The sequence below is a fragment of the Staphylococcus sp. GDX8P80P genome (assembly GCF_017893095.1).
Lineage (GTDB): Bacteria > Bacillota > Bacilli > Staphylococcales > Staphylococcaceae > Staphylococcus > Staphylococcus borealis.
This window is the reverse complement of sequence record NZ_JAESMI010000090.1, coordinates 1-19,991: the sequence shown is the minus strand read 5'-3', so window position 1 is coordinate 19,991 and position 19,991 is coordinate 1. Positions and strand designations below refer to the sequence as shown.

Annotated in this window: 20 protein-coding genes; 11 read left to right on the top strand and 9 right to left on the bottom strand. The window is 34.3% G+C overall.

The features are described from left to right. Positions 1-20: 20 nt before the first annotated feature. The 4 genes from lepB (KA858_RS08715) to KA858_RS08700 all read right to left on the bottom strand — a co-directional run bounded on the left by lepB (KA858_RS08715) (position 21) and on the right by KA858_RS08700 (position 3,389). Positions 21-593, bottom strand: coding sequence for a signal peptidase I (gene lepB / locus KA858_RS08715; RefSeq protein ID WP_053029760.1), 573 nt, complete (start codon positions 591-593; stop codon positions 21-23). 14 nt (positions 594-607) lie between these two features. After that, complete coding sequence (gene lepB, locus KA858_RS08710) at positions 608-1,132, bottom strand: signal peptidase I (protein WP_210135462.1); 525 nt, start codon at positions 1,130-1,132, stop codon at positions 608-610. 4 nt (positions 1,133-1,136) lie between these two features. Further along, entirely contained in the window at positions 1,137-1,709 is a 573-nt protein-coding gene (locus KA858_RS08705; RefSeq protein WP_075108694.1) for a TVP38/TMEM64 family protein, read from the bottom strand. Positions 1,710-2,057: 348 nt separating this feature from the next. Further along, positions 2,058-3,389, bottom strand: a complete 1,332-nt coding sequence (locus KA858_RS08700) for a glucose-6-phosphate isomerase (RefSeq protein WP_210135461.1) — start codon at positions 3,387-3,389, stop codon at positions 2,058-2,060. A 332-nt stretch (positions 3,390-3,721) separates the two neighbouring features. Between KA858_RS08700 and KA858_RS08695 the strand changes: the two genes are divergently transcribed. The 3 genes from KA858_RS08695 to KA858_RS08685 all read left to right on the top strand — a co-directional run bounded on the left by KA858_RS08695 (position 3,722) and on the right by KA858_RS08685 (position 7,449). Further along, positions 3,722-4,924 carry an argininosuccinate synthase gene (locus KA858_RS08695; RefSeq protein ID WP_107630093.1) on the top strand — a complete coding sequence of 401 codons (1,203 nt, stop codon included), beginning with the start codon at positions 3,722-3,724 and terminating at the stop codon, positions 4,922-4,924. Next, positions 4,917-6,305, top strand: a complete 1,389-nt coding sequence (gene argH, locus KA858_RS08690; RefSeq protein ID WP_210135460.1) for an argininosuccinate lyase — start codon at positions 4,917-4,919, stop codon at positions 6,303-6,305. Before KA858_RS08695 ends, argH begins: the two co-directional genes overlap by 8 nt. A 181-nt stretch (positions 6,306-6,486) precedes the next feature. Next, positions 6,487-7,449, top strand: coding sequence for a glycerophosphodiester phosphodiesterase (locus KA858_RS08685; RefSeq protein ID WP_210135459.1), 963 nt, complete (start codon positions 6,487-6,489; stop codon positions 7,447-7,449). 418 nt (positions 7,450-7,867) lie between these two features. Here the strand turns inward: KA858_RS08685 and KA858_RS08680 are convergent, their stop codons facing one another. From KA858_RS08680 to KA858_RS08660, 5 genes are all read right to left on the bottom strand, one after another. After that, positions 7,868-9,112: a Glu/Leu/Phe/Val family dehydrogenase gene (locus KA858_RS08680; RefSeq protein ID WP_053029774.1), complete on the bottom strand. Its 1,245-nt coding sequence runs from the start codon at positions 9,110-9,112 to the stop codon at positions 7,868-7,870. 107 nt (positions 9,113-9,219) lie between these two features. After that, entirely contained in the window at positions 9,220-10,410 is a 1,191-nt protein-coding gene (locus tag KA858_RS08675; protein ID WP_075108690.1) for an ornithine--oxo-acid transaminase, read from the bottom strand. A 413-nt stretch (positions 10,411-10,823) separates the two neighbouring features. Beyond that, on the bottom strand, positions 10,824-11,951 hold the full coding sequence (locus KA858_RS08670; protein WP_210135458.1) for an NADH-dependent flavin oxidoreductase: 1,128 nt from the start codon (positions 11,949-11,951) through the stop codon (positions 10,824-10,826). Positions 11,952-12,151: 200 nt separating this feature from the next. After that, entirely contained in the window at positions 12,152-12,532 is a 381-nt protein-coding gene (gene ygs, locus KA858_RS08665; protein ID WP_053029779.1) for a S1 domain-containing post-transcriptional regulator Ygs, read from the bottom strand. Positions 12,533-12,807: 275 nt separating this feature from the next. Continuing rightward, positions 12,808-13,404: a peptidylprolyl isomerase gene (locus KA858_RS08660; RefSeq protein ID WP_210135457.1), complete on the bottom strand. Its 597-nt coding sequence runs from the start codon at positions 13,402-13,404 to the stop codon at positions 12,808-12,810. 68 nt (positions 13,405-13,472) lie between these two features. Between KA858_RS08660 and KA858_RS08655 the strand changes: the two genes are divergently transcribed. The 8 genes from KA858_RS08655 to KA858_RS08620 all read left to right on the top strand — a co-directional run bounded on the left by KA858_RS08655 (position 13,473) and on the right by KA858_RS08620 (position 19,743). After that, positions 13,473-13,853, top strand: a complete 381-nt coding sequence (locus tag KA858_RS08655) for a kinase-associated lipoprotein B (RefSeq protein WP_053029782.1) — start codon at positions 13,473-13,475, stop codon at positions 13,851-13,853. Between the two features lie 133 nt (positions 13,854-13,986). Then, entirely contained in the window at positions 13,987-16,398 is a 2,412-nt protein-coding gene (locus tag KA858_RS08650; protein ID WP_210135456.1) for a Na+/H+ antiporter subunit A, read from the top strand. Then, complete coding sequence (locus KA858_RS08645) at positions 16,379-16,807, top strand: Na(+)/H(+) antiporter subunit B (protein ID WP_053029785.1); 429 nt, start codon at positions 16,379-16,381, stop codon at positions 16,805-16,807. Before KA858_RS08650 ends, KA858_RS08645 begins: the two co-directional genes overlap by 20 nt. Then, positions 16,807-17,148 carry a Na+/H+ antiporter Mnh1 subunit C gene (mnhC1, locus tag KA858_RS08640; protein ID WP_053029787.1) on the top strand — a complete coding sequence of 114 codons (342 nt, stop codon included), beginning with the start codon at positions 16,807-16,809 and terminating at the stop codon, positions 17,146-17,148. The genes KA858_RS08645 and mnhC1 overlap by 1 nt, the downstream gene beginning before the upstream one ends. Continuing rightward, the gene (locus KA858_RS08635; RefSeq protein ID WP_053029789.1) at positions 17,141-18,640 is read left to right on the top strand and encodes a Na+/H+ antiporter subunit D; all 1,500 of its coding nucleotides are present in this window, start codon (positions 17,141-17,143) and stop codon (positions 18,638-18,640) included. Before mnhC1 ends, KA858_RS08635 begins: the two co-directional genes overlap by 8 nt. Continuing rightward, positions 18,640-19,119: a Na+/H+ antiporter subunit E gene (locus KA858_RS08630; RefSeq protein ID WP_210135455.1), complete on the top strand. Its 480-nt coding sequence runs from the start codon at positions 18,640-18,642 to the stop codon at positions 19,117-19,119. Before KA858_RS08635 ends, KA858_RS08630 begins: the two co-directional genes overlap by 1 nt. Beyond that, positions 19,119-19,409 (top strand): Na(+)/H(+) antiporter subunit F1, encoded by a 291-nt coding sequence (locus KA858_RS08625; protein ID WP_053029792.1) that lies wholly within the window; start codon positions 19,119-19,121, stop codon positions 19,407-19,409. The genes KA858_RS08630 and KA858_RS08625 overlap by 1 nt, the downstream gene beginning before the upstream one ends. Next, on the top strand, positions 19,387-19,743 hold the full coding sequence (locus KA858_RS08620; RefSeq protein ID WP_210135454.1) for a Na+/H+ antiporter subunit G1: 357 nt from the start codon (positions 19,387-19,389) through the stop codon (positions 19,741-19,743). Before KA858_RS08625 ends, KA858_RS08620 begins: the two co-directional genes overlap by 23 nt. The last annotated feature ends 248 nt before the right edge of the window (positions 19,744-19,991 follow it).

The following is a 19,991-nucleotide window of genomic DNA, read 5'->3' as shown; positions in this document are numbered from 1 at the left end:
CAAATTATTAACCAATGCCTTTATTTATCGTTGTCAGGATTAAAATTAAACTTAAATTCACTGAATGGCCAAAATCTAAATGATACTTTACCTACAATTTGATCTTTATCGATTAACCCGAATGCTCTACTATCCTTACTCACTTCTCGATTATCACCTAAAACTAAATACTTATCTTTAGGTATAACATTGGATTTAGGATTGGCATTTAGTAAATCTTTCGTTTCAAATGAACCCGTAATATATTCTCCTTGTTTACGCTTTTCATTGTAATCAAGATACGGTTCATCTATCTTTTTACCATTCACATATAGTTTGTCATCTTTGTAAACAACACTATCTCCCGGTACACCAATAACACGTTTTACATAGTCGTCTTGTTGATTCGCGTGAAAAACGATAACGTTCCCTTTTTTAATATCTCCAACTTTATATCCTAAAATATTGACCATAACGTGTTCGCCATCTTTTAATGTTGGATCCATAGAATCGCCTTTAATCGTATATGACTTAGCGACAAAGTTTACCATTACCCATACAAGTAATAAACCTACCGCTATGGCAACAATCCATTCAACTATTTCTTTTTTCACTATTAACACCTCATCTACTTATTAAATTGATAGGTAAATTCTTTAAATGGATAATATTTCAAACTAACATCTCCAACAATATCGTCTTTATCTATTAATCCATATCTACGTGAATCACTGCGTTTATCACCATTATCATTTAAAACAAAATATGAATTTGGTGGAATAATATCACCATCAGAATCATCTAAATCTCTTATCGCAAAATTATTAATATCTCTATTTTTAGCATAAAATTTGTCAACTTGTCTATCATCTCTATACAATTCACCATTTCTGATTTCTATAGATTCACCAGGTTTACCCACTAATCGACCAAAGTGTAATTGATCATTTTGGCGATACATGATGATATCACCATCACCCAATAAGTTAAAAGTGATTTTTATTTTATTAACAATGACGCGATCACCTTTATTTAAAGTGGGAGACATATCGTTAGTTTGAACGACCGCACCTTTAATGATGAACATTTGTATAAAAATGACAAAGAGACAAGCAAATAGTAATGCTACTACCCAACTTGCAATTCTACGCACGTTGTCACTCCTTGTCCGAACCCATAAAATAGCCTTCTACTTTCTTACCAATAAACCATAATGCTATCGTTATCATTATTATCATGACTGCTCTAAAAGGATGTGTAAAAAAAGTTGTTACACTTTTTCCCATAATTGCCAAAAATGTGATAGAAATAAGCTTAGATACAAGTAAAATCATAAAGTAATATTTCCCTCTAATATGAGACAAACTAGCTACAAAGTTAACAAGTGTATTAGGGGTAAATGGAAAGCACATCAAGATAAATATAGGTACCAAACCTTGTCTATCAATAAAATGAATTAATCTTTCGACTGATCGTCTTGATTTAATTCGTTTCATAAAGTTGGCATTCACAAATTTTCTACAGAAGAAGAAGACAGTGTAAGTACCTGCTACAACACCTAACCAACTCACAATCGTACCTGCTAAAAAGCCATACGCATGAACACATAAAATAACATACAATGTTAATGGAAGCACTGGTACAATGGCCCTAAAAAATAATATGATAAACCCGGCTAAATAACCAAAACCTTGTAATAAATCAAACCATTGTTCAATTTGATGAAACACAGTTACATCAAATCCTTCCTATTGAATTAACAGTCATTATTTCATAGAAATATTGTACACTGTTTCATTTATAAATCTACCTCTATGGTTACAAATCAGTCATAGGTAGTAGTTAGAACTCATTCCTTAGCTTTAATATAAAGGGATATAATAAAAAGGGAGTGGAACAGAATTCTTTTAAATTCGTCGTCCCACCCCCGCAAGGATGACTAGAATTGAGAAAAGCTTGATTTAAGCGCCTTCTCAGTTCAGTCAGCTACTGCGAATTTGCAAAATAGCTTCATGATATTATTTTTGTCCCGGATTCTTCTTAATATATTTAAGTTAATCAACGAAAAGATTAGCGTATTATAAACGTTCTTCTAATGCTTTCTTCTTATCTTCATATCCAGGTTTACCTAATAACGCGAACATGTTTTGTTTATATGCTTCAACACCAGGTTGGTTGAATGGGTTAACACCTAATTGATATCCGCTCATTGCACAAGCTAATTCAAAGAAGTAAACGACATAACCAAATGTTTCTTCATCTAAACGTGGTATATTCACAACTACGTTAGGTACGCCTCCATCAGTATGTGCTAATAATGTACCCTCAAATGCTTTCGTATTGACTTCATCAATTGTTTTACCTGCTAAGTAATTCAATCCGTCTAAATCATCACTATCTTCTTCAATTGTAAGATCGTGTTTAGGGTTATTTACTTTTACAACTGTTTCAAATAAGAAACGACGTCCTTCTTGAACATATTGACCTAATGAATGTAAGTCCGTTGTATAGTTTGCGCTTGATGGATAAATACCTTTAAAGTCTTTACCTTCAGACTCACCGTACAATTGTTTCCACCATTCATTGAAATATTGCATTGATGGCTCATAGTTAATCAACATTTCAGTTGTATAACCTTTACTATATAAAATGTTACGGATTGTCGCATATTGGTACGCAATATTTTCATTTAAGTTATCTGATGATAATTCTTTACGCGCTTTGTTAGCACCAATCATAATTGATTCAATATTAATGCCAGCTGTTGCAATTGGTAATAAACCTACAGCTGTTAATACTGAATAACGGCCACCTACATCATCTGGCACAACAAATGTTTCATAACCTTCATTATCAGCCAATTGTTTTAATGCACCTTTAGCTTTATCTGTAGTAGCAAAAATACGTTTTTTAGCTTCATCTTTACCATATTTTTCTTCAACTAATTGTTTAAACAGTCTGAATGCTACTGCAGGTTCTGTAGTTGTTCCAGATTTTGAAATTACATTCACAGAGAAATCTTTATCTGATAAGTAATCTACTAATTCTTTAGTGTATGTTGATGATAAGTGATTACCAACAAATACAATTTCCGGATATTCATTTGAATTTCGGAATGAAGAAGTTAACATTTCGATAGCAGCACGTGCACCTAAGTATGAACCGCCAATACCGATAACTACAAGTACGTCTGAATTTGATTTAATGCGTTTTGACGCTTCAACAATTCTTGAAAATTCTTGCTTATCGTAATCTTCTGGTAGATTGACCCAACCTAAGAAATCACTACCTGCACCAGTACCTTCATGAATCGTTTTATGGATAGTTTTAACGATATCTTGTTGTTGATCAATTTCATGTTGACCAAAGAATTCTAATGTTTTGCCATAATCTAATTGAATATGAGTCATTTTATAAAAGCCTCCTGTATGTCCTTGTTGATTTAATTTTACTAACTTTATGCTATCTATTCAATTGACATGACTGACTATTCACATATTTTCAAATTAATTCAACAATTTCAAGACATTTTCTAATAATTCAAAAATGAATATTTTATAAATAAAATAATAATACTGAAAATGGGTCATGTTGCATTATAACCTTTAATTCAATGGAATTCATTATTATATACAGATTTCAAAATTTTGTATATTTATGTAAAAAAATGGTTTTATTTTCATTTGATATCTGTTAGTATTAATTTATATCAATTTTCAGAAAAATTATGAGGTGAATTTTAATGAAAGAGAAAATCGTATTAGCATATTCAGGTGGATTAGATACAAGTGTTGCCGTTAAATGGCTTATAGATAAAGGCTATGATGTTGTAGCTGTATGTTTAGATGTTGGTGAAGGTAAAGATTTAGATGTCGTTTATTCTAAAGCATTAGATATGGGGGCAGTTGAGTGTCACATTATTGATGCAACGAAAGAATTTAGTGATGATTTCGTAAGTTACGCTATCAAAGGTAATTTAATGTATGAAAATAGTTATCCACTCGTATCGGCGTTATCACGCCCACTTATTGCGAAGAAATTAGTTGAGATTGCAGAGAAAACGAATTCAATAGGTATTGCGCATGGCTGTACTGGTAAAGGTAACGACCAAGTTCGTTTCGAAGTTGCTATTAAAGCGTTAAACCCTAACCTTAAGACATTTGCGCCAGTTAGAGAATGGGGCTGGAGTCGTGAAGAAGAAATTGATTATGCTATCAAACATAACATCCCTGTTGGCATCAATCATGATTCTCCGTATTCTATCGACCAAAACTTATGGGGCAGAGCAAATGAATGTGGTATTTTAGAAGATCCATATGCTGCACCACCTAAAGACGCTTATGACTTAACAGCAGAATTAGAAGATACACCGGATACACCGGATGAAATCATTCTTACATTTAAAAATGGTATTCCTGTTCAATTAAATCATAAAGATTATGACCTAGATCAATTAATTCTAACTTTAAATGAATTAGCTGGGAAACATGGTATTGGACGTATCGACCATGTTGAAAATCGTCTAGTTGGTATTAAATCTCGTGAAATATATGAAACACCTGGTGCTGAAGTTATCTTAAAAGCACATAAAGCACTTGAGACATTAACCTTAACTAAAGATGTAGCTCATTTTAAACCAGTAATAGAGAAACAATTTGCTGAACAAACATATAATGGCTTATGGTTCTCACCATTAACAGATAGCTTAAAATTATTTATCGATAGTACACAACAATATGTTGAAGGTGATGTCAGAATTAAACTATTTAAAGGTAATGCAATTGTTAATGGAAGAAAGTCTCCATATACTTTATATGATGAAAAATTAGCAACATATACTAAAGAAGATGCATTTAATCAATCAGCAGCTGTAGGTTTCATCGATATTTATGGTTTACCTACTCAAGTCAATGCTTATCTTCATGGAGGTTATAGTAATGAGTAGTAAAGCATGGGGTGGTCGTTTTCAACAACAACCGGAAGATTGGGTCGATGAATTTAATGCATCGATTGATTTCGACCAAACATTGTTAGATGAAGATGTTCAAGGTAGTATTGCACATGCGACCATGTTAGCTAATCAACATATCATTTCGCAAGATGACAAAGAAGCGATCATTAATGGATTAAAAGAGATCCAACAAGATTTCTATAATGGTAAGCTTGATTTTAAGAAGTCACTCGAAGATATTCATTTAAATATTGAGCATGAACTTATCCAGCGTATAGGCGATGCCGGTGGTAAATTGCATACAGGACGTAGTAGAAATGATCAAGTTGCTACTGATTTGCATTTATATGTAAAAAAAGAAGTCAAAAACATCCAAGATTTAATACGTTCATTCCAATCTTCAATCTTGAAGCTAGCTCAATCACATGTAGATACAATCATGCCAGGTTATACGCACCTACAACGTGCGCAACCTATCTCATTTGCACACCATGTTATGACGTATTTCTGGATGCTTGATAGAGATTATTCACGCTTTGTCGATAGTATGAAACGTATTGATATTTCACCATTAGGTGCAGCAGCATTAAGTGGTACCACACACCCTATTGATAGACATGAAACGCAACAGTTATTAGGATTCGGCTCAGTTTATGAGAATAGTTTAGATGCTGTAAGTGATCGTGATTATATTATTGAAACACTGCATAATATTTCATTAACAATGATTCATTTATCACGTTTCGCTGAAGAAATTATATTTTGGTCAACAGATGAAGCGAAATTCATCACACTATCTGATGCATTCTCTACTGGTTCATCTATTATGCCACAGAAGAAGAATCCTGATATGGCAGAACTTATTCGTGGTAAAGTCGGACGTACGACAGGCCATTTAATGAGTATGCTTGTCACACTAAAAGGTCTACCACTTGCCTATAATAAAGACTTACAAGAAGATAAAGAAGGTTTATTTGATTCAGTGCGCACAGTAAAAGGATCATTGCGTATTTTTGAAGGTATGTTAGATACAATGACTGTCAATACAGACCGTCTAAACAAAACCGTACATCAAGACTTTTCAAATGCAACAGAATTAGCCGATTATTTAGTAGCAAAAGATGTGCCTTTTAGAACAGCGCACGAAATTGTTGGAAAAATCGTCTATGAATGCATTCAACAAGGTATTTATTTATTAGATGTACCACTTGCGCGTTACCAAGAATTAAATGCAAACATTGATCAAGATGTTTATGATTATCTTAAACCCGAAAATTGTCTTAGCCGTAGAAAAAGTTATGGTTCAACAGGTCAAGATGCAGTACGCCATCAACTTAACGTTGCTAAGAAAGTATTAAATAACGATACCTTATAAAGGCTTGGAATGGGACAGAATTCATTCATTATTCTGTCCCACTTCAGCCTTTTTTTGTTAACATTATTGAGTGAATTTTAACTATTTAATAATTATTTTAAGCTTTTGAAAATTCACTTCCTTTCATAAATATGCTTTGCTAGATTTTAACTGTAACTTTAACTGTGAAAGGATGAGTTTGTTGAAAGCAAAGAAAAAAGGTATCATTTCAAGTCTAACTATAGTTACTTTAGGGTTAGCGATTATACATACGCCTGTTGAAGCAAGTGGTAGTGCGATCTCAAATACTATAACGCCGAACCAATCTAGTACGTCTACAATTCAAGATAATCAATCACAATGGACAACCAATTTAACAGGAGAACGCTACACTACTATTGCTCATCGTGGCGCAAGCGGCTATGCACCAGAGCATACATTTGCAGCCTATGACAAAAGTCACAATGAGTTAGATGCTTCATATATTGAAATTGATCTACAACGTACCAAAGATGGTCATTTAATCGCCATGCATGACGAAACAGTTGACCGTACAACAAATGGCTCAGGACGTGTCGAGGATTACACTTTATCGGAATTAAAGAAACTCGACGCTGGTTCATCTTTCAATGAACAACACCCTCAATTTGCTAACGATCGATATAAAGGTGCTACAGTTCCAACATTAGATGAAATTTTGACACGTTATGGTACAGATGCCAATTATTATATCGAAACAAAGCAGCCTGATGTTTATCCTGGCATGGAACAACAACTTTTAGACACACTGGACAAACACAATATGCTTACTTCTAACGCGCTTCAGCATGGTCACGTATTGATACAATCATTTTCAGAAGCAAGTTTATTAAAAATGCATCAACTAAATGCGAATGTACCATTAATTCGTTTATTGGACAAAGGCGAATTAGCACAACAAAGCGATGCCGATTTACAACGCATTCGTTCTTATGCAATTGGTGTAGGTCCTGAATATAGTGATTTAAATGAACGAAATACAGCGCATTTAAAAGACCTCGGCTTTCTTGTACATCCATTTACTGTCAATGAAACAGCTGATATGCAGCGTTTAAATCAATATGGTGTTGACGGTGTGTTCACTAACTATGCTGATCAATATAAAGCAATCAGTGCTCAAAAATAATAGTATGACTATGGTTCATAAATTAATAATTTAGAGAACAACAAAATAAACGCTATCGCTTGTTTATGTATCAAAACAAACGATAGCGTTTTAATTATAGCCTCTTCGTCAAATGGGAGCGGGACAGAATTCTTTTGAATTCGTCGTCCACTCCCAGCTTGCTTAGCTTGTAGAATTTCTTGATGAAATTCTCTTTGCTGGGGCCCCGACCCCAAATTGCTTAACTTGTAAAATCACTTTCGTGATTTTTTGTGTTGGGGCCCCACCCACCTCCGCATGGATGACTAGAACTGAGAAAAGCTTGATTTAAGCGCCTTCTCAGTTCAGTCAGCTACTGCGAATTTGATAAATAGCATTACTATATAATTTATGTCCCAGACTGATTGATTATAGAGCCTAATTATATTGATATTATGGCTTAAGCCCAACCACGATAGCGTGCTGCTTCAGCAGTACGTTTAATACCGACAATATAAGCCGCAAGTCTCATATCGATTTTTCTATTCTGAGCTAATTCATAAATCGTATCAAAAGCATCTACTAATTTTTCACGTAATTTATCGTTTACTTCTTCTTCTGACCAATAATAACCTTGGTTATTTTGTACCCATTCGAAGTAAGATACTGTTACACCACCAGCACTTGCTAATACATCTGGTACTAATAACACACCGCGTTCAGTTAAAATGCGCGTTGCTTCAGGTGTCGTAGGTCCATTTGCAGCTTCAACAACAATATCCGCTTTAATATCATGCGCGTTATCTTCAGTAATTTGGTTAGAAATAGCAGCTGGTACTAAGATGTCACAGTCTAATTCGAATAATTCTTTATTAGAAATTGTATTATCGAATAAGTTTGTAACTGTACCGAAGCTATCACGACGGTCTAATAAATAGTCGATATCTAAACCTTCAGGATCATGTAATGCACCATAAGCATCAGAGATACCTACAACTTTCGCACCCATGTCATATAAGAATTTAGCTAAGAAACTTCCTGCGTTACCAAATCCTTGAATAACTACGCGAGAACCTTTAATTTCTTTACCACGACGTTTAGCTGCTTGTTCAATTGCGATAACTACACCTAATGCAGTAGAACGGTCGCGTCCTTGTGAACCACCTAAAACAATAGGTTTACCTGTGATGAAACCTGGTGAGTTAAATTTATCTAATGCACTGTATTCATCCATCATCCAAGCCATTATTTGAGAGTTCGTAAATACGTCTGGTGCTGGAATATCTTTAGTAGGACCAACGAATTGAGAAATTGCACGTACATATCCACGTGATAAACGTTCAACTTCATGAATACTCATTTGACGTGGGTCACATACGATACCACCTTTACCACCACCATATGGTAGGTTGACGATACCGCATTTTAAAGTCATCCACATAGATAATGCTTTAACTTCTTCTTCATCAACTTCAGGGTGGAAACGTACCCCACCTTTAGTTGGACCGACAGCATCGTTGTGTTGTGCACGATAACCTGTAAATGTCTTAACCGTACCGTCATCCATACGTACTGGGATACGAACTTGTAAGAATCTTAATGGTTCTTTGATTAAATCATACATACCATCGTCAAATCCCAATTTGTGTAAAGCTTCTTTAATGATACTTTGTGTAGAAGTCACTAAATTATTATTCTCAGTCATGATCACTTTCGCCTCTTTTTAACAAATGATTTCGCTTTCATACATATTGTAACACATGTCTTTGCTTTTTAAAGGGTTTTCAAAATGAATGTTACAACTTTTTGAACTTAGTTAAATACGCTTCTAATTCTGTCTAATGCATCGTCTAATTCTTCCTTAGAAATAACTAAAGGAGGTGCAAAACGAATCACCGTATCATGTGTTTCTTTACATAATAGGCCTTTTTCTTTTAATGCCTCACAGAATGGTCTAGCACTTTCATGTAATTCAACTCCAATAAAGAGGCCACGACCACGTACTTCTTTAATAGCTGGATGATTAATTTTTTGTAATTCAGATTTAAAGTACTCCCCTAATTCATTTGAACGACCAGGTAAATCTTCATCTAAAATAACATCTAATGCAGCAATTGAAACCGCACAAGCTAATGGATTACCACCAAACGTAGAACCGTGTGAGCCAGGTGTAAAGACGTCTAATACTTCATTGTCAGCTAACACTACTGAAATTGGTAATACACCACCGCCAAGTGCTTTACCTAAAATATAAACATCTGGTTTAACATTATCCCAATCAGTCGCAAATAGTTTACCAGAACGTCCTAGACCAGCTTGGATTTCATCGGCAATAAATAGAATGTTATGTTCGTCACATAATTCTCTGATAGCTTTCAAATAACCTTCAGGTGGAATATTAATACCCGCTTCACCTTGAATAGGTTCGACTAAAATAGCAGCTGTATTTTCATTAATTGCTTCTTTTAATTTATCAACGTCACCGAAATCCACCTTACGGAAACCATCTAATAACGGACCATATCCACGTTGGTATTCAGCTTCTGATGATAAAGACACAGGTGCCATCGTACGACCGTGGAAGTTACCGTTGAACGCAATAATTTCAGCTTTATCTGGTTCAAGACCTTTGACATCATATGCCCAACGACGTGCAGCTTTTAATGCAGTTTCAACTGCTTCTGCGCCCGTATTCATTGGTAATGCTTTATCTTTGCCAGCTAATTTACATACTTTTTCATACCATTCACCTAAATTATCACTGTGAAACGCTCGAGAAACTAAAGTAACTTTATCAGCTTGATCTTTAAGCGCTTGAATAATTTTAGGATGACGGTGACCTTGGTTTACAGCTGAATAAGCTGAAAGCATATCCATGTATTTATTACCTTCTGGATCAGTTACCCAAATACCTTCCGCCTCTGCTACAACGATTGGTAGTGGTACATAGTTTTGTGCTCCATAGTGGTTTGTTAATTCAATAATTTGTTCTGACTTAGTCATAATATCTCCCCTTTGCTTAATTTATATTAAAACTAATGGCCATACGTTTGCGGCTTTCGATGCTATATACATTGAGGATATGTGCAAAATTAATAAGAGCATGAAATGACTAAATATTACATCATATATGCCCTTTGAATCTAAATGAAAGCCCTTACAGATATAATGACATATCTCCCAATAAATTTACAAGCAAAATATTAAAAATTTTCCGATAAATAAAACACTTCAATATTTTAATATTTGTCATATTAAAAAACAGGTTAAAGCAAATGTCATTGCCATAACCTGTTTCAGCTTGTCATATCATTAAATTGAATAACGACACATGACTTAACATGTCATGCACGTGCACCATTACAATATAATGCTAAGTCAACATTTCTTTATAAAGACGAACCAATCGTTCATGCTTATTTATCTTTACGAGGTAGTGGATAAAAGCCTTCGTTAAATTGCTTCCATAAATTAGGTGTTAATCCATGTTTATCTTCGCGATTTGGGTCAAATTCTGATAAAACTTGATCTTCTTTACCTTCTTGAATTTTGCTGATGAAATTATAATCTAATAGTATTTCACGACCTAGCGCTACAAGTTCAACTTCTGTTGACTCAATCGCATCTAATGCATCATCAGCTGTAAATACTGAACCAACACCAATGACAGGCATACGACCATTAACCCATTGATGGATTAATTTCAATCGTTCTTGTCCAGCATACTTACCTTCTCTTGTTTTTGAATGAATATCACCTAAAGAAATATGAACATAATCAAGTGATTTTTCAGTAATTGTATGGATTAGTTGTTCGGTAATTTCCATAGTAATACCTGGTGATTCTGCTTCTTCAGGAGAAAGGCGATAACCGACGATGAAATCATCATTTGCATATTGTTCCTTGGCATTTAATACCTCATCTATAACAGCAGTTGGAAACTTCATGTGGTCAGACCATTCATCATTTCTTCTATTATAATATGGAGACACAAATTGATGGATTAAATAGTGATTGGCACCGTGAATCTCTACACCGTCAAAGCCAGCTTCAATGACACGTCGTGTAGCTTCACCAAAATCTTTGATAGTTTGTTCAATTTCTTCTGGTGTGATTTCTCTAGCGGCATGTTCTTCTGTTTGTCCGAAGCTTTTTAATGTGACTGGACTTGGTGCAACCACATCTCCATTTGGTGTTAAATTAGGTAAAGCTTGGGCACCGCCATGGTGGATTTGAACTAATGCTTTAGCGCCATTTTTCTTCATTGCGTGCGCTAAACGTTTAAGTCCTTCTATATCTGAATCACGTGCAACAGAAGGTTGTCCCGGAAAAGCTTTACCAATATCGTTAACATTACTCGCAGCATTGATTGCTAAACCTACATCTTTAGAACGCTTTTCAATATATGGTATTTCAACATCTGAAATCGTACCGTCATCATTAGATGAAATATGCGTTAATGGTGCTAAAACAAAGCGATTTCTCAATTCAACCCCGTTAGGTAATGTGACTGTTTCAAATAATTTTTCGTATTTATTATTCATAAGTAAGTCCTTTCCATTTTTATTATGACTAGACTATAGCACGAAGAAATCATCTTCCACCAATATTTTGCTTGCATGTGCATGCATACATTTACATAGCGTCTTGCTTAGAAACTAGACATCACACTTATAAACGTAGATACTAAAAAAGCTAGCGTTATATGTAACATATAACGTTAGCTGAGCGTGTTAACAGTCAATCAATTATTACGAATCGCACGTTTAGACTGTTTAATCCAGACCGGTAGGCGTTCTTCAAGCGTTTGAAACCCATACTTTTCTGTTTCTTTAATTTCATCTAATACTGACTGCTTTTCTTTTTTTCGTTCATAATTCTTAAAGTAATCATTATCTTTAAGAGACAAATTGAGTTTTCCTTCATCATCAATTGATAAAATTTTCGCTTTAACGATTTGTCCTTCTGATAGAAATTTTTTTAAATTGTGGACATAATCATCCATAATTTCTGAAATATGGATAAGTCCTTCAGTATGGTCAGGGGTCTCAACAAAAGCGCCATACGGTTGAATGCCAGTCACACGCACTTTAATATGCTGACCTGCTTTATAGTGATTATTCAACTTGATAACCCCTTACTTCGATTTACTTAACATAATTATAATAGCATAAATCACAAACTTGGACTAACTATAAACCAATAAAAATCCACATTTTTTCAATAATATTATACGCTTGCTCACGATTATGACTTAAACGTTCGCATTTAAATGCATCCTATGACAATGCTAACTTATGCTGCGTCGTTGACAATAGATTCAAATAGGCATCTCATAAAAAAGCGAATCGACATCAACCGCCGACTCGCTAGACAGAACTTTTATTGTATTGCCACTGATTATTTATCTTCTACATCAATAGATTCAATGACTACATCATGTACAGGTTTATCTTGTGCCCCTACTTTCGTATTTGCAATATCTTCTAATGTTGTTTCACCTTCGATAAGTTGACCAAATACTGTGTGTTTTTGGTCTAACCAAGGTGTACCACCATTCTCAGCATAAGCTTTAGCGATTGGTTCAGGCCAACCACCATCTACTAATTGATTCACCATAGATTCAGGTACTTCTTTCATTTGTACGACAAAGAATTGTGAACCATTTGTGTTTGGTCCTGCATTTGCCATTGAAAGTGCACCGTATAAGTTGAAAGCTTCTAATGAGAACTCATCTTCGAATGAGCCACCATAAATACTTTCACCACCCATACCAGTCGCTGTTGGGTCGCCCCCTTGGATCATAAAGTCATTGATGACACGGTGGAAGGTAATACCATTGTAGTAACCATTTTTCGCATGTGTCACAAAATTTTCAACTGTTTTCGGTGCGATATCTGGGAACAGTTTAAATGTCATATCGCCTTTATTTGTATGCATAACTACTTTAATTTCATTATCTTGTATTTCTTTGTTTAGTTGTAGATAGTTAGTCATTTCAATTCTCCATTCATGTTATGATGATATAGATACATCTTAACACATTTGAAAGGAAGTAATATAGCATGTTATACCGATTCTCACATAAGACGGGTGCTTATGGTGTCACAATTAAAGAAGAGAATGATGATCAAGTTCTCGTCCAAGTCGAACAAGTGATTAAACATCCAAAACAAGGTGATTTACATAACCCAGGTCAAACGGAAGGTGTCTTTTTCCATGAAAGACGTGCTTTAAGTCATTATGAGAAACGTTATGCAACACGTTCACAATTACGTGAATTTAATGTAGAAGCAATGCCTTATGAAGCGTCATTGCAACAAGCCATTACAAAAATGGAAAATGATTTAAAACAACAGGATACAGAATTTGCAAAATTAGCATTAACTAATCTTGAAAATCTAAAAAATGACTACTCAATTCAATATAAACAAAAATTTTTATAGGAAATTTGAACGTGTTTCTTCTTATTTAACAAGTTCCGAAAAATCGCTACCCGTAAGCGTTATCGTCGTTTTTCAGAACATTATGATTCATGTATAATATATTTCATAAATATTTTTTAAGGAGGATAACATAGTGAGTTTGTTACATATTGCGGTCATACTACCGTTAATATTTGCACTCCTTATTCCAATTCTTTATCGATTCTATAAAAAGATTCATTTAGGTTGGTTTGTATTACCTATCCCTGTTGTCTTATTTATTTATTTCCTATCTCATATTGCGACTACTCAGTCAGGTAATACAGTAATAAAAACATTAAACTGGATGCCTCATATAGGTATGAATTTTGATTTATATCTTGATGGCTTAAGTATTTTATTTAGTTTACTTATCACAGGTATCGGCTCATTAGTCGTCTTATACTCTGTCGGCTATTTAAGTAAGTCTGAACAACTTGGTAACTTTTATTGTTATTTATTACTTTTTATGGGTGCAATGTTAGGCGTTGTTCTTTCAGACAATTTAATCATTTTATATTTATTTTGGGAATTAACGTCTTTTTCAAGTTTTTTACTTATTTCATTCTGGAGAGAAAAACGCGCATCAATTTATGGTGCACAGAAATCTTTAATCATTACAGTGTTTGGTGGTTTAAGTTTATTAGGGGGATTCATTTTAATTTCTCTAGCTGGCGATTCACTTAGCTTACATGAACTCATTGCTAATGCTTCAGTGATTCAACATAGTCCTTTATTCACTTTAGCAATGGTACTCATTATGTTAGGTGCATTCACAAAATCAGCGCAGGTACCATTTTATATTTGGTTACCAGACGCAATGGAAGCACCTACCCCAGTGAGTGCATACCTACACTCAGCTACGATGGTTAAGGCTGGCTTGTATTTAGTAGCGCGTGTCACACCACTCTTTGCAATTTCTCAAGGGTGGATTTGGACCATTACATTAGTCGGTTTAATCACACTATTCTGGGCATCTTTAAATGCAACTAAACAACAAGATTTAAAGGGTATACTTGCCTTTTCAACTGTGTCTCAACTTGGCATGATTATGTCAATGTTAGGTATTGGTGCTGTAAGTTATCACTTCGAGGGAAGTCAGAGTCAATTGTATATCGCTGGCTTTACTGCAGCAGTATTTCACTTAGTCAATCATGCTACCTTCAAAGGTGCGCTATTTATGATTACAGGTGCTGTTGATCATGTTACAGGTACAAGAGATGTTAAAAAACTTGGTGGCTTACTAACGATTATGCCTATTTCATTCACCATAACTGTTATTACAGCTTTGAGTATGGCTGGTATTCCACCATTCAATGGCTTCCTTTCTAAAGAGAAGTTTCTTGAAGCCATGATTGAGATTTCTCATGCTAATCTGTTTAGCTTAAATACGTTAGGTATTATTTTCCCTATTTTAGCTATAGTGGGAAGTATTTTCACTTTCGTTTATTCAATCAAATTTATTACGTATATTTTCTTTGGTAAACATCAGCCGAATGCCTTACCAAAAAAAGCACACGAAGCTTCAATGCTAATGTTACTATCTCCAATCATTTTAGCTGTGCTCGTTATTGTCTTTGGATTGTTCCCTGGATTGATAACACAATCTATTGTTGAGCCAGCTACAACTGCAATAAGTGGCATGCATAATGTGAATGCAGAATTCCATTTATTCCATGGTATTACACCTGCATTTATTTCAACATTAATAATTTGGGTAATCGGTATTCTATTATTACTCACATTTAGTTATTGGATTCGATTATTGCACGCACAACCAACACGTCTTACATTGAATCATTGGTATGATTCAACTGGAAAATATTTACCTAATTATTCAGCGAACATGACGAATAGTTATGTAAATGGTTATGTTAGAGATAGTTTAGTCATAATATTCGGCATGCTTATCGTCGTTACGATTGTGACATTATTAAACGTTCCATTTGATTTTAATTTTAAAGATATTAATAACATTCATATTTATGAAATTGCGATTTTAATATTATTAGTCATCGCAGCATTTATGGTTGTCATAGCGAAATCTCGTTTATTTAGCGTTATTATGCTCGGTGTCGTCGGATATTCAGTATCCGTGCTATTTGTATTTTTCAAAGCACCAGACCTTGCATTAACACAATTCGTTGTAGAATCTATTTCAACAGCACTATTCTTGTTATGTTTCTATCATTTACCGAATTTAAATCGCTATAATGAAACGCGATCATTTAAATTAACGAATGCACTTATCTCTATAGGTGTGGGTCTAGTAGTTATCATCTTAGGCTTAATTGCATATGGCAACAGACATTTTACGTCTATCGGAGAATACTATAAAGCACATGTTTACGATTTAGCTCATGGTAAGAATATGGTAAATGTCATCCTTGTTGACTTCCGTGGTATGGATACATTATTCGAATCATCTGTATTAGGTATTGCCGGTTTAGGTGTATATACAATGATTAAATTGCGTCGTAAACATCAATCAAGTGAGGTGAAACGTGATGAACAGACAGAACAATAATTTAATGTTTCAATATGCTGCTGTTATTATCGCTTTTCTAATCGCCTTATTTGGTGTCACATTATTCTTCGCAGGACATTACACACCAGGTGGCGGTTTCGTAGGTGGCTTACTATTATCATGTGCACTAACAATCATTGCAATTGCATTTGATATTAAGACGATGCAAAAAGTATTTCCATGGGATTTTAAAATTCTAATTGGTATTGGCTTATTATTTTGTGTTGGCACACCGTTAGCGAGTTGGTTCTATGGTCAAAACTTTTTCACTCACACAGAATTTAATATACCGTTGCCCCTACTTCAGCCTGTGCATATGAACACGCCTATGTTCTTTGATTTTGGCGTGCTATGTGCAGTAGTTGGAACGATCATGACAATTATTATAACGATTGGAGAGAGCGAATAGTGGAAATAATCATGATATTTGTATGTGGCATCCTCACTTCAATTAGTGTCTATCTCGTTTTATCTAAAAGTTTGATACGTATTGTTATGGGGACAACATTAATTACACATGCATCCAATTTATTTTTAATTACAATGGGTGGATTAAAACATGGCGAAATGCCCATCTATGAAAAGGCGATTAGTCAATATGTTGATCCTATCCCCCATGCTTTAATACTTACGGCAATCGTTATCGCGTTTGCGACAACTGCCTTTTTCTTAGTGTTAGCATTTAGAACATATAAAGAGTTAGGTACAGACAACGTAGAAAGAATGAAAGGAGTGTTAGATGATGATTGAAAATAATTTAGTCGTCCTTTCATTAGTCGTACCTATTTTTACAGCAATTATATTGGTCTTTTTAGGACAACGTTATCGTGCAAAACGATATGTCACGATAATCGGTTTGTTGCTTACATTAATCGTTGCGATTGTAAATTTATATAATGTTTATGTTCACGGACCACTAAAAGTAGAATTAGGTTCTTGGCCTGCACCTTATGGCATTATCTTTTTACTAGATAGTTTCAGTGCAATGTTAATTGTGACTAGTATTATTATTACTATTTTAATTACTGCATTTTCGTTTACAACTGCAGGCATCGATAGAGAACGTTATTACTTCCATTTCTCTATCACATTTATGTTAGTCGGTATTATCGGCGCATTTACAACTGGTGACATTTTTAACTTATTTGTATTCTTTGAAGTTTTCTTAATGTCATCGTACGCACTACTCGTACTTGGTGGTACGCGAATCCAATTGCGTGAAACAGTTAAATATTTATTGGTCAATATTGTTACTTCAACATTCTTTGTGATGGCAGTTGCGATTTTATATTCTATCGTTGGTACGTTAAATATGGCGGATATTAGTGAGAAGTTATCTACATTGTCTAACACTCACGGTGGGCTCTTAAGTATTGTCTTTATTTTATTTATTTTCGTATTTGCAACTAAAGCTGGTGCCTTCCCTATGTATGTATGGTTGCCAGGTTCATACTATGCGCCACCATTTGCAATCATTGCATTTTTCGGTGCTTTATTAACAAAAGTTGGTGTATATGCGATTTTAAGAACATTGAGCTTGTTCTTCCACGATACAATGAGTTTTTCACATTATACGATTTTATTCTTAGCCTTATTAACGATTATATTTGGTTCGGTAGGTGCCATCGCCTATGATGACACTAAAAAGATTATTATTTATAACATCATGATTGCTGTAGGCGTTATCTTAGTTGGTGTAGCCATGATGAATGAAGCAGGTATTATAGGTGCTATTTACTATACAATCCATGATATGTTAGTTAAAACTGCCCTATTCTTACTTATCGGTGTTATGTATCAAATTACGAAATCAACCAGTCTTAAGGACTTTGGTGGCCTTATCAAACACTATCCGGTGCTTGGATGGACTTTCTTCATCGCAGCACTAAGTTTAGCTGGTATACCGCCATTAAGTGGTTTTTATGGTAAATATTACATCGTACAAGCAACCTTTGAAAAAGGCTTTTATGTCAGTGGCCTTATTGTATTACTTTCAAGTTTAGTAGTACTCTATTCCGTTATTCACATTTTCTTGAAAGGCTTTTTCGGAGAACCAAAAGGATATGAAGTTACACAAAACGTTAATGTTAAACAAGCAACTACAATTTCTATTATAGCTGTCATCATTACCGTTGTATTTGGATTATCTGCTGATCTATTATATCCAATAATATCTGAGGCGGCTCAATCATTTTATGATCCTAGCGTCTATATCAAGAGTGTCTTAGGAGGTAGATCATAATGGCGATTCAAATTATTTTAAACTTCATCTTAGCTTTTATTTGGATTTTCCTAAGTGGTAGCTATACATTAAATAACCTCTTACTCGGATTCATACTAGGACTAGGATTGGTATATTTATTTAGTAGAATATTACCAGGAAGATTTTATTTAATTAAAGTTTATAAGATTTTAAAACTGGCAGTTGTATTTTTCATAGAATTATTAAAAGCCAATATTGATGTATTAAAGATTGTTCTACAACCTAAACTTAAAAATGAACCAGGTTTCTTTGTATATCACACTGATTTAAAAACAGATTGGCAAATCGTATTATTATCTAATCTAATTACTTTGACACCAGGAACAGTCGTATTAGGTATTAGCGATGATAGAAGAAAAATATACATTCACTCTTTAGATTTCAGCACAAAAGAAGAAGAAATTGAAGGTATAAAATCTTCATTAGAGAGAGTAGTTAGAGAGGTGGGCGAAGACTAATGGTAAAAATCATTATGATGATTGCTTTAATTATTGTTGCCCTATCAATGTTAGCGATGTTTACACGTATTATCAAAGGTCCTACATTAGCTGATAGAATTTTAGCACTTGATGCAATTGGTTTACAATTAATGGCATGTATTGCGCTATATAGTATTTTTATGGGGGCGGAATATCTACTCGTTGCCATTTTGTTAATTGGTATCTTGGCCTTTCTAGGTACAGCGGTCTTCTCAAAATATATGGATAAAGGTAAGGTGATTGAACGTGATAACGAACATCATCACTAGTTTGGCAGTTATCTTTGTTATTTTAGGGGCAATTATTAGTGCTGTTACAGCTATTGGCATTATAAGATTGAAAGATATTTATTCACGAGGCCATGCTGCTGGTAAATCGGCAACTTTAGGTGCTATTTTCCTTCTGTTTGGTACATTCTTATACTTTATTGCTACTGACGGATATATTAATATGCAATTGATTTTTGGTATTCTTTTTATCCTTGTAACTGGTCCACTCTCAAGTCACTTAATTATGAGAGCAGCCTATAATAATAAAACACCTTACACTAAAGATACAAAAATTGATGAACTTAAAAATGAATTTAAAAATAAAAAGATATAACTCAAGGTCCTAACAAAACAAAGACTTGGTTTACTTCTAATCAAGAACGCGGGTGCGAGATAGAATTCAAAGTGATTGCTATCTTGTACTCGCTTTTTATTGTGGTTCTAAGAGAAATGCGGTTGATGAAACAAATTGATTGTTTCATTAACCGCATTTTTTATACAAAAAGAGCGCAAATATCTCTATAATATTAAGTGACCAAACTAAATAAAAGGAGAGATATCGCGCTTATGAGTAATTGTATC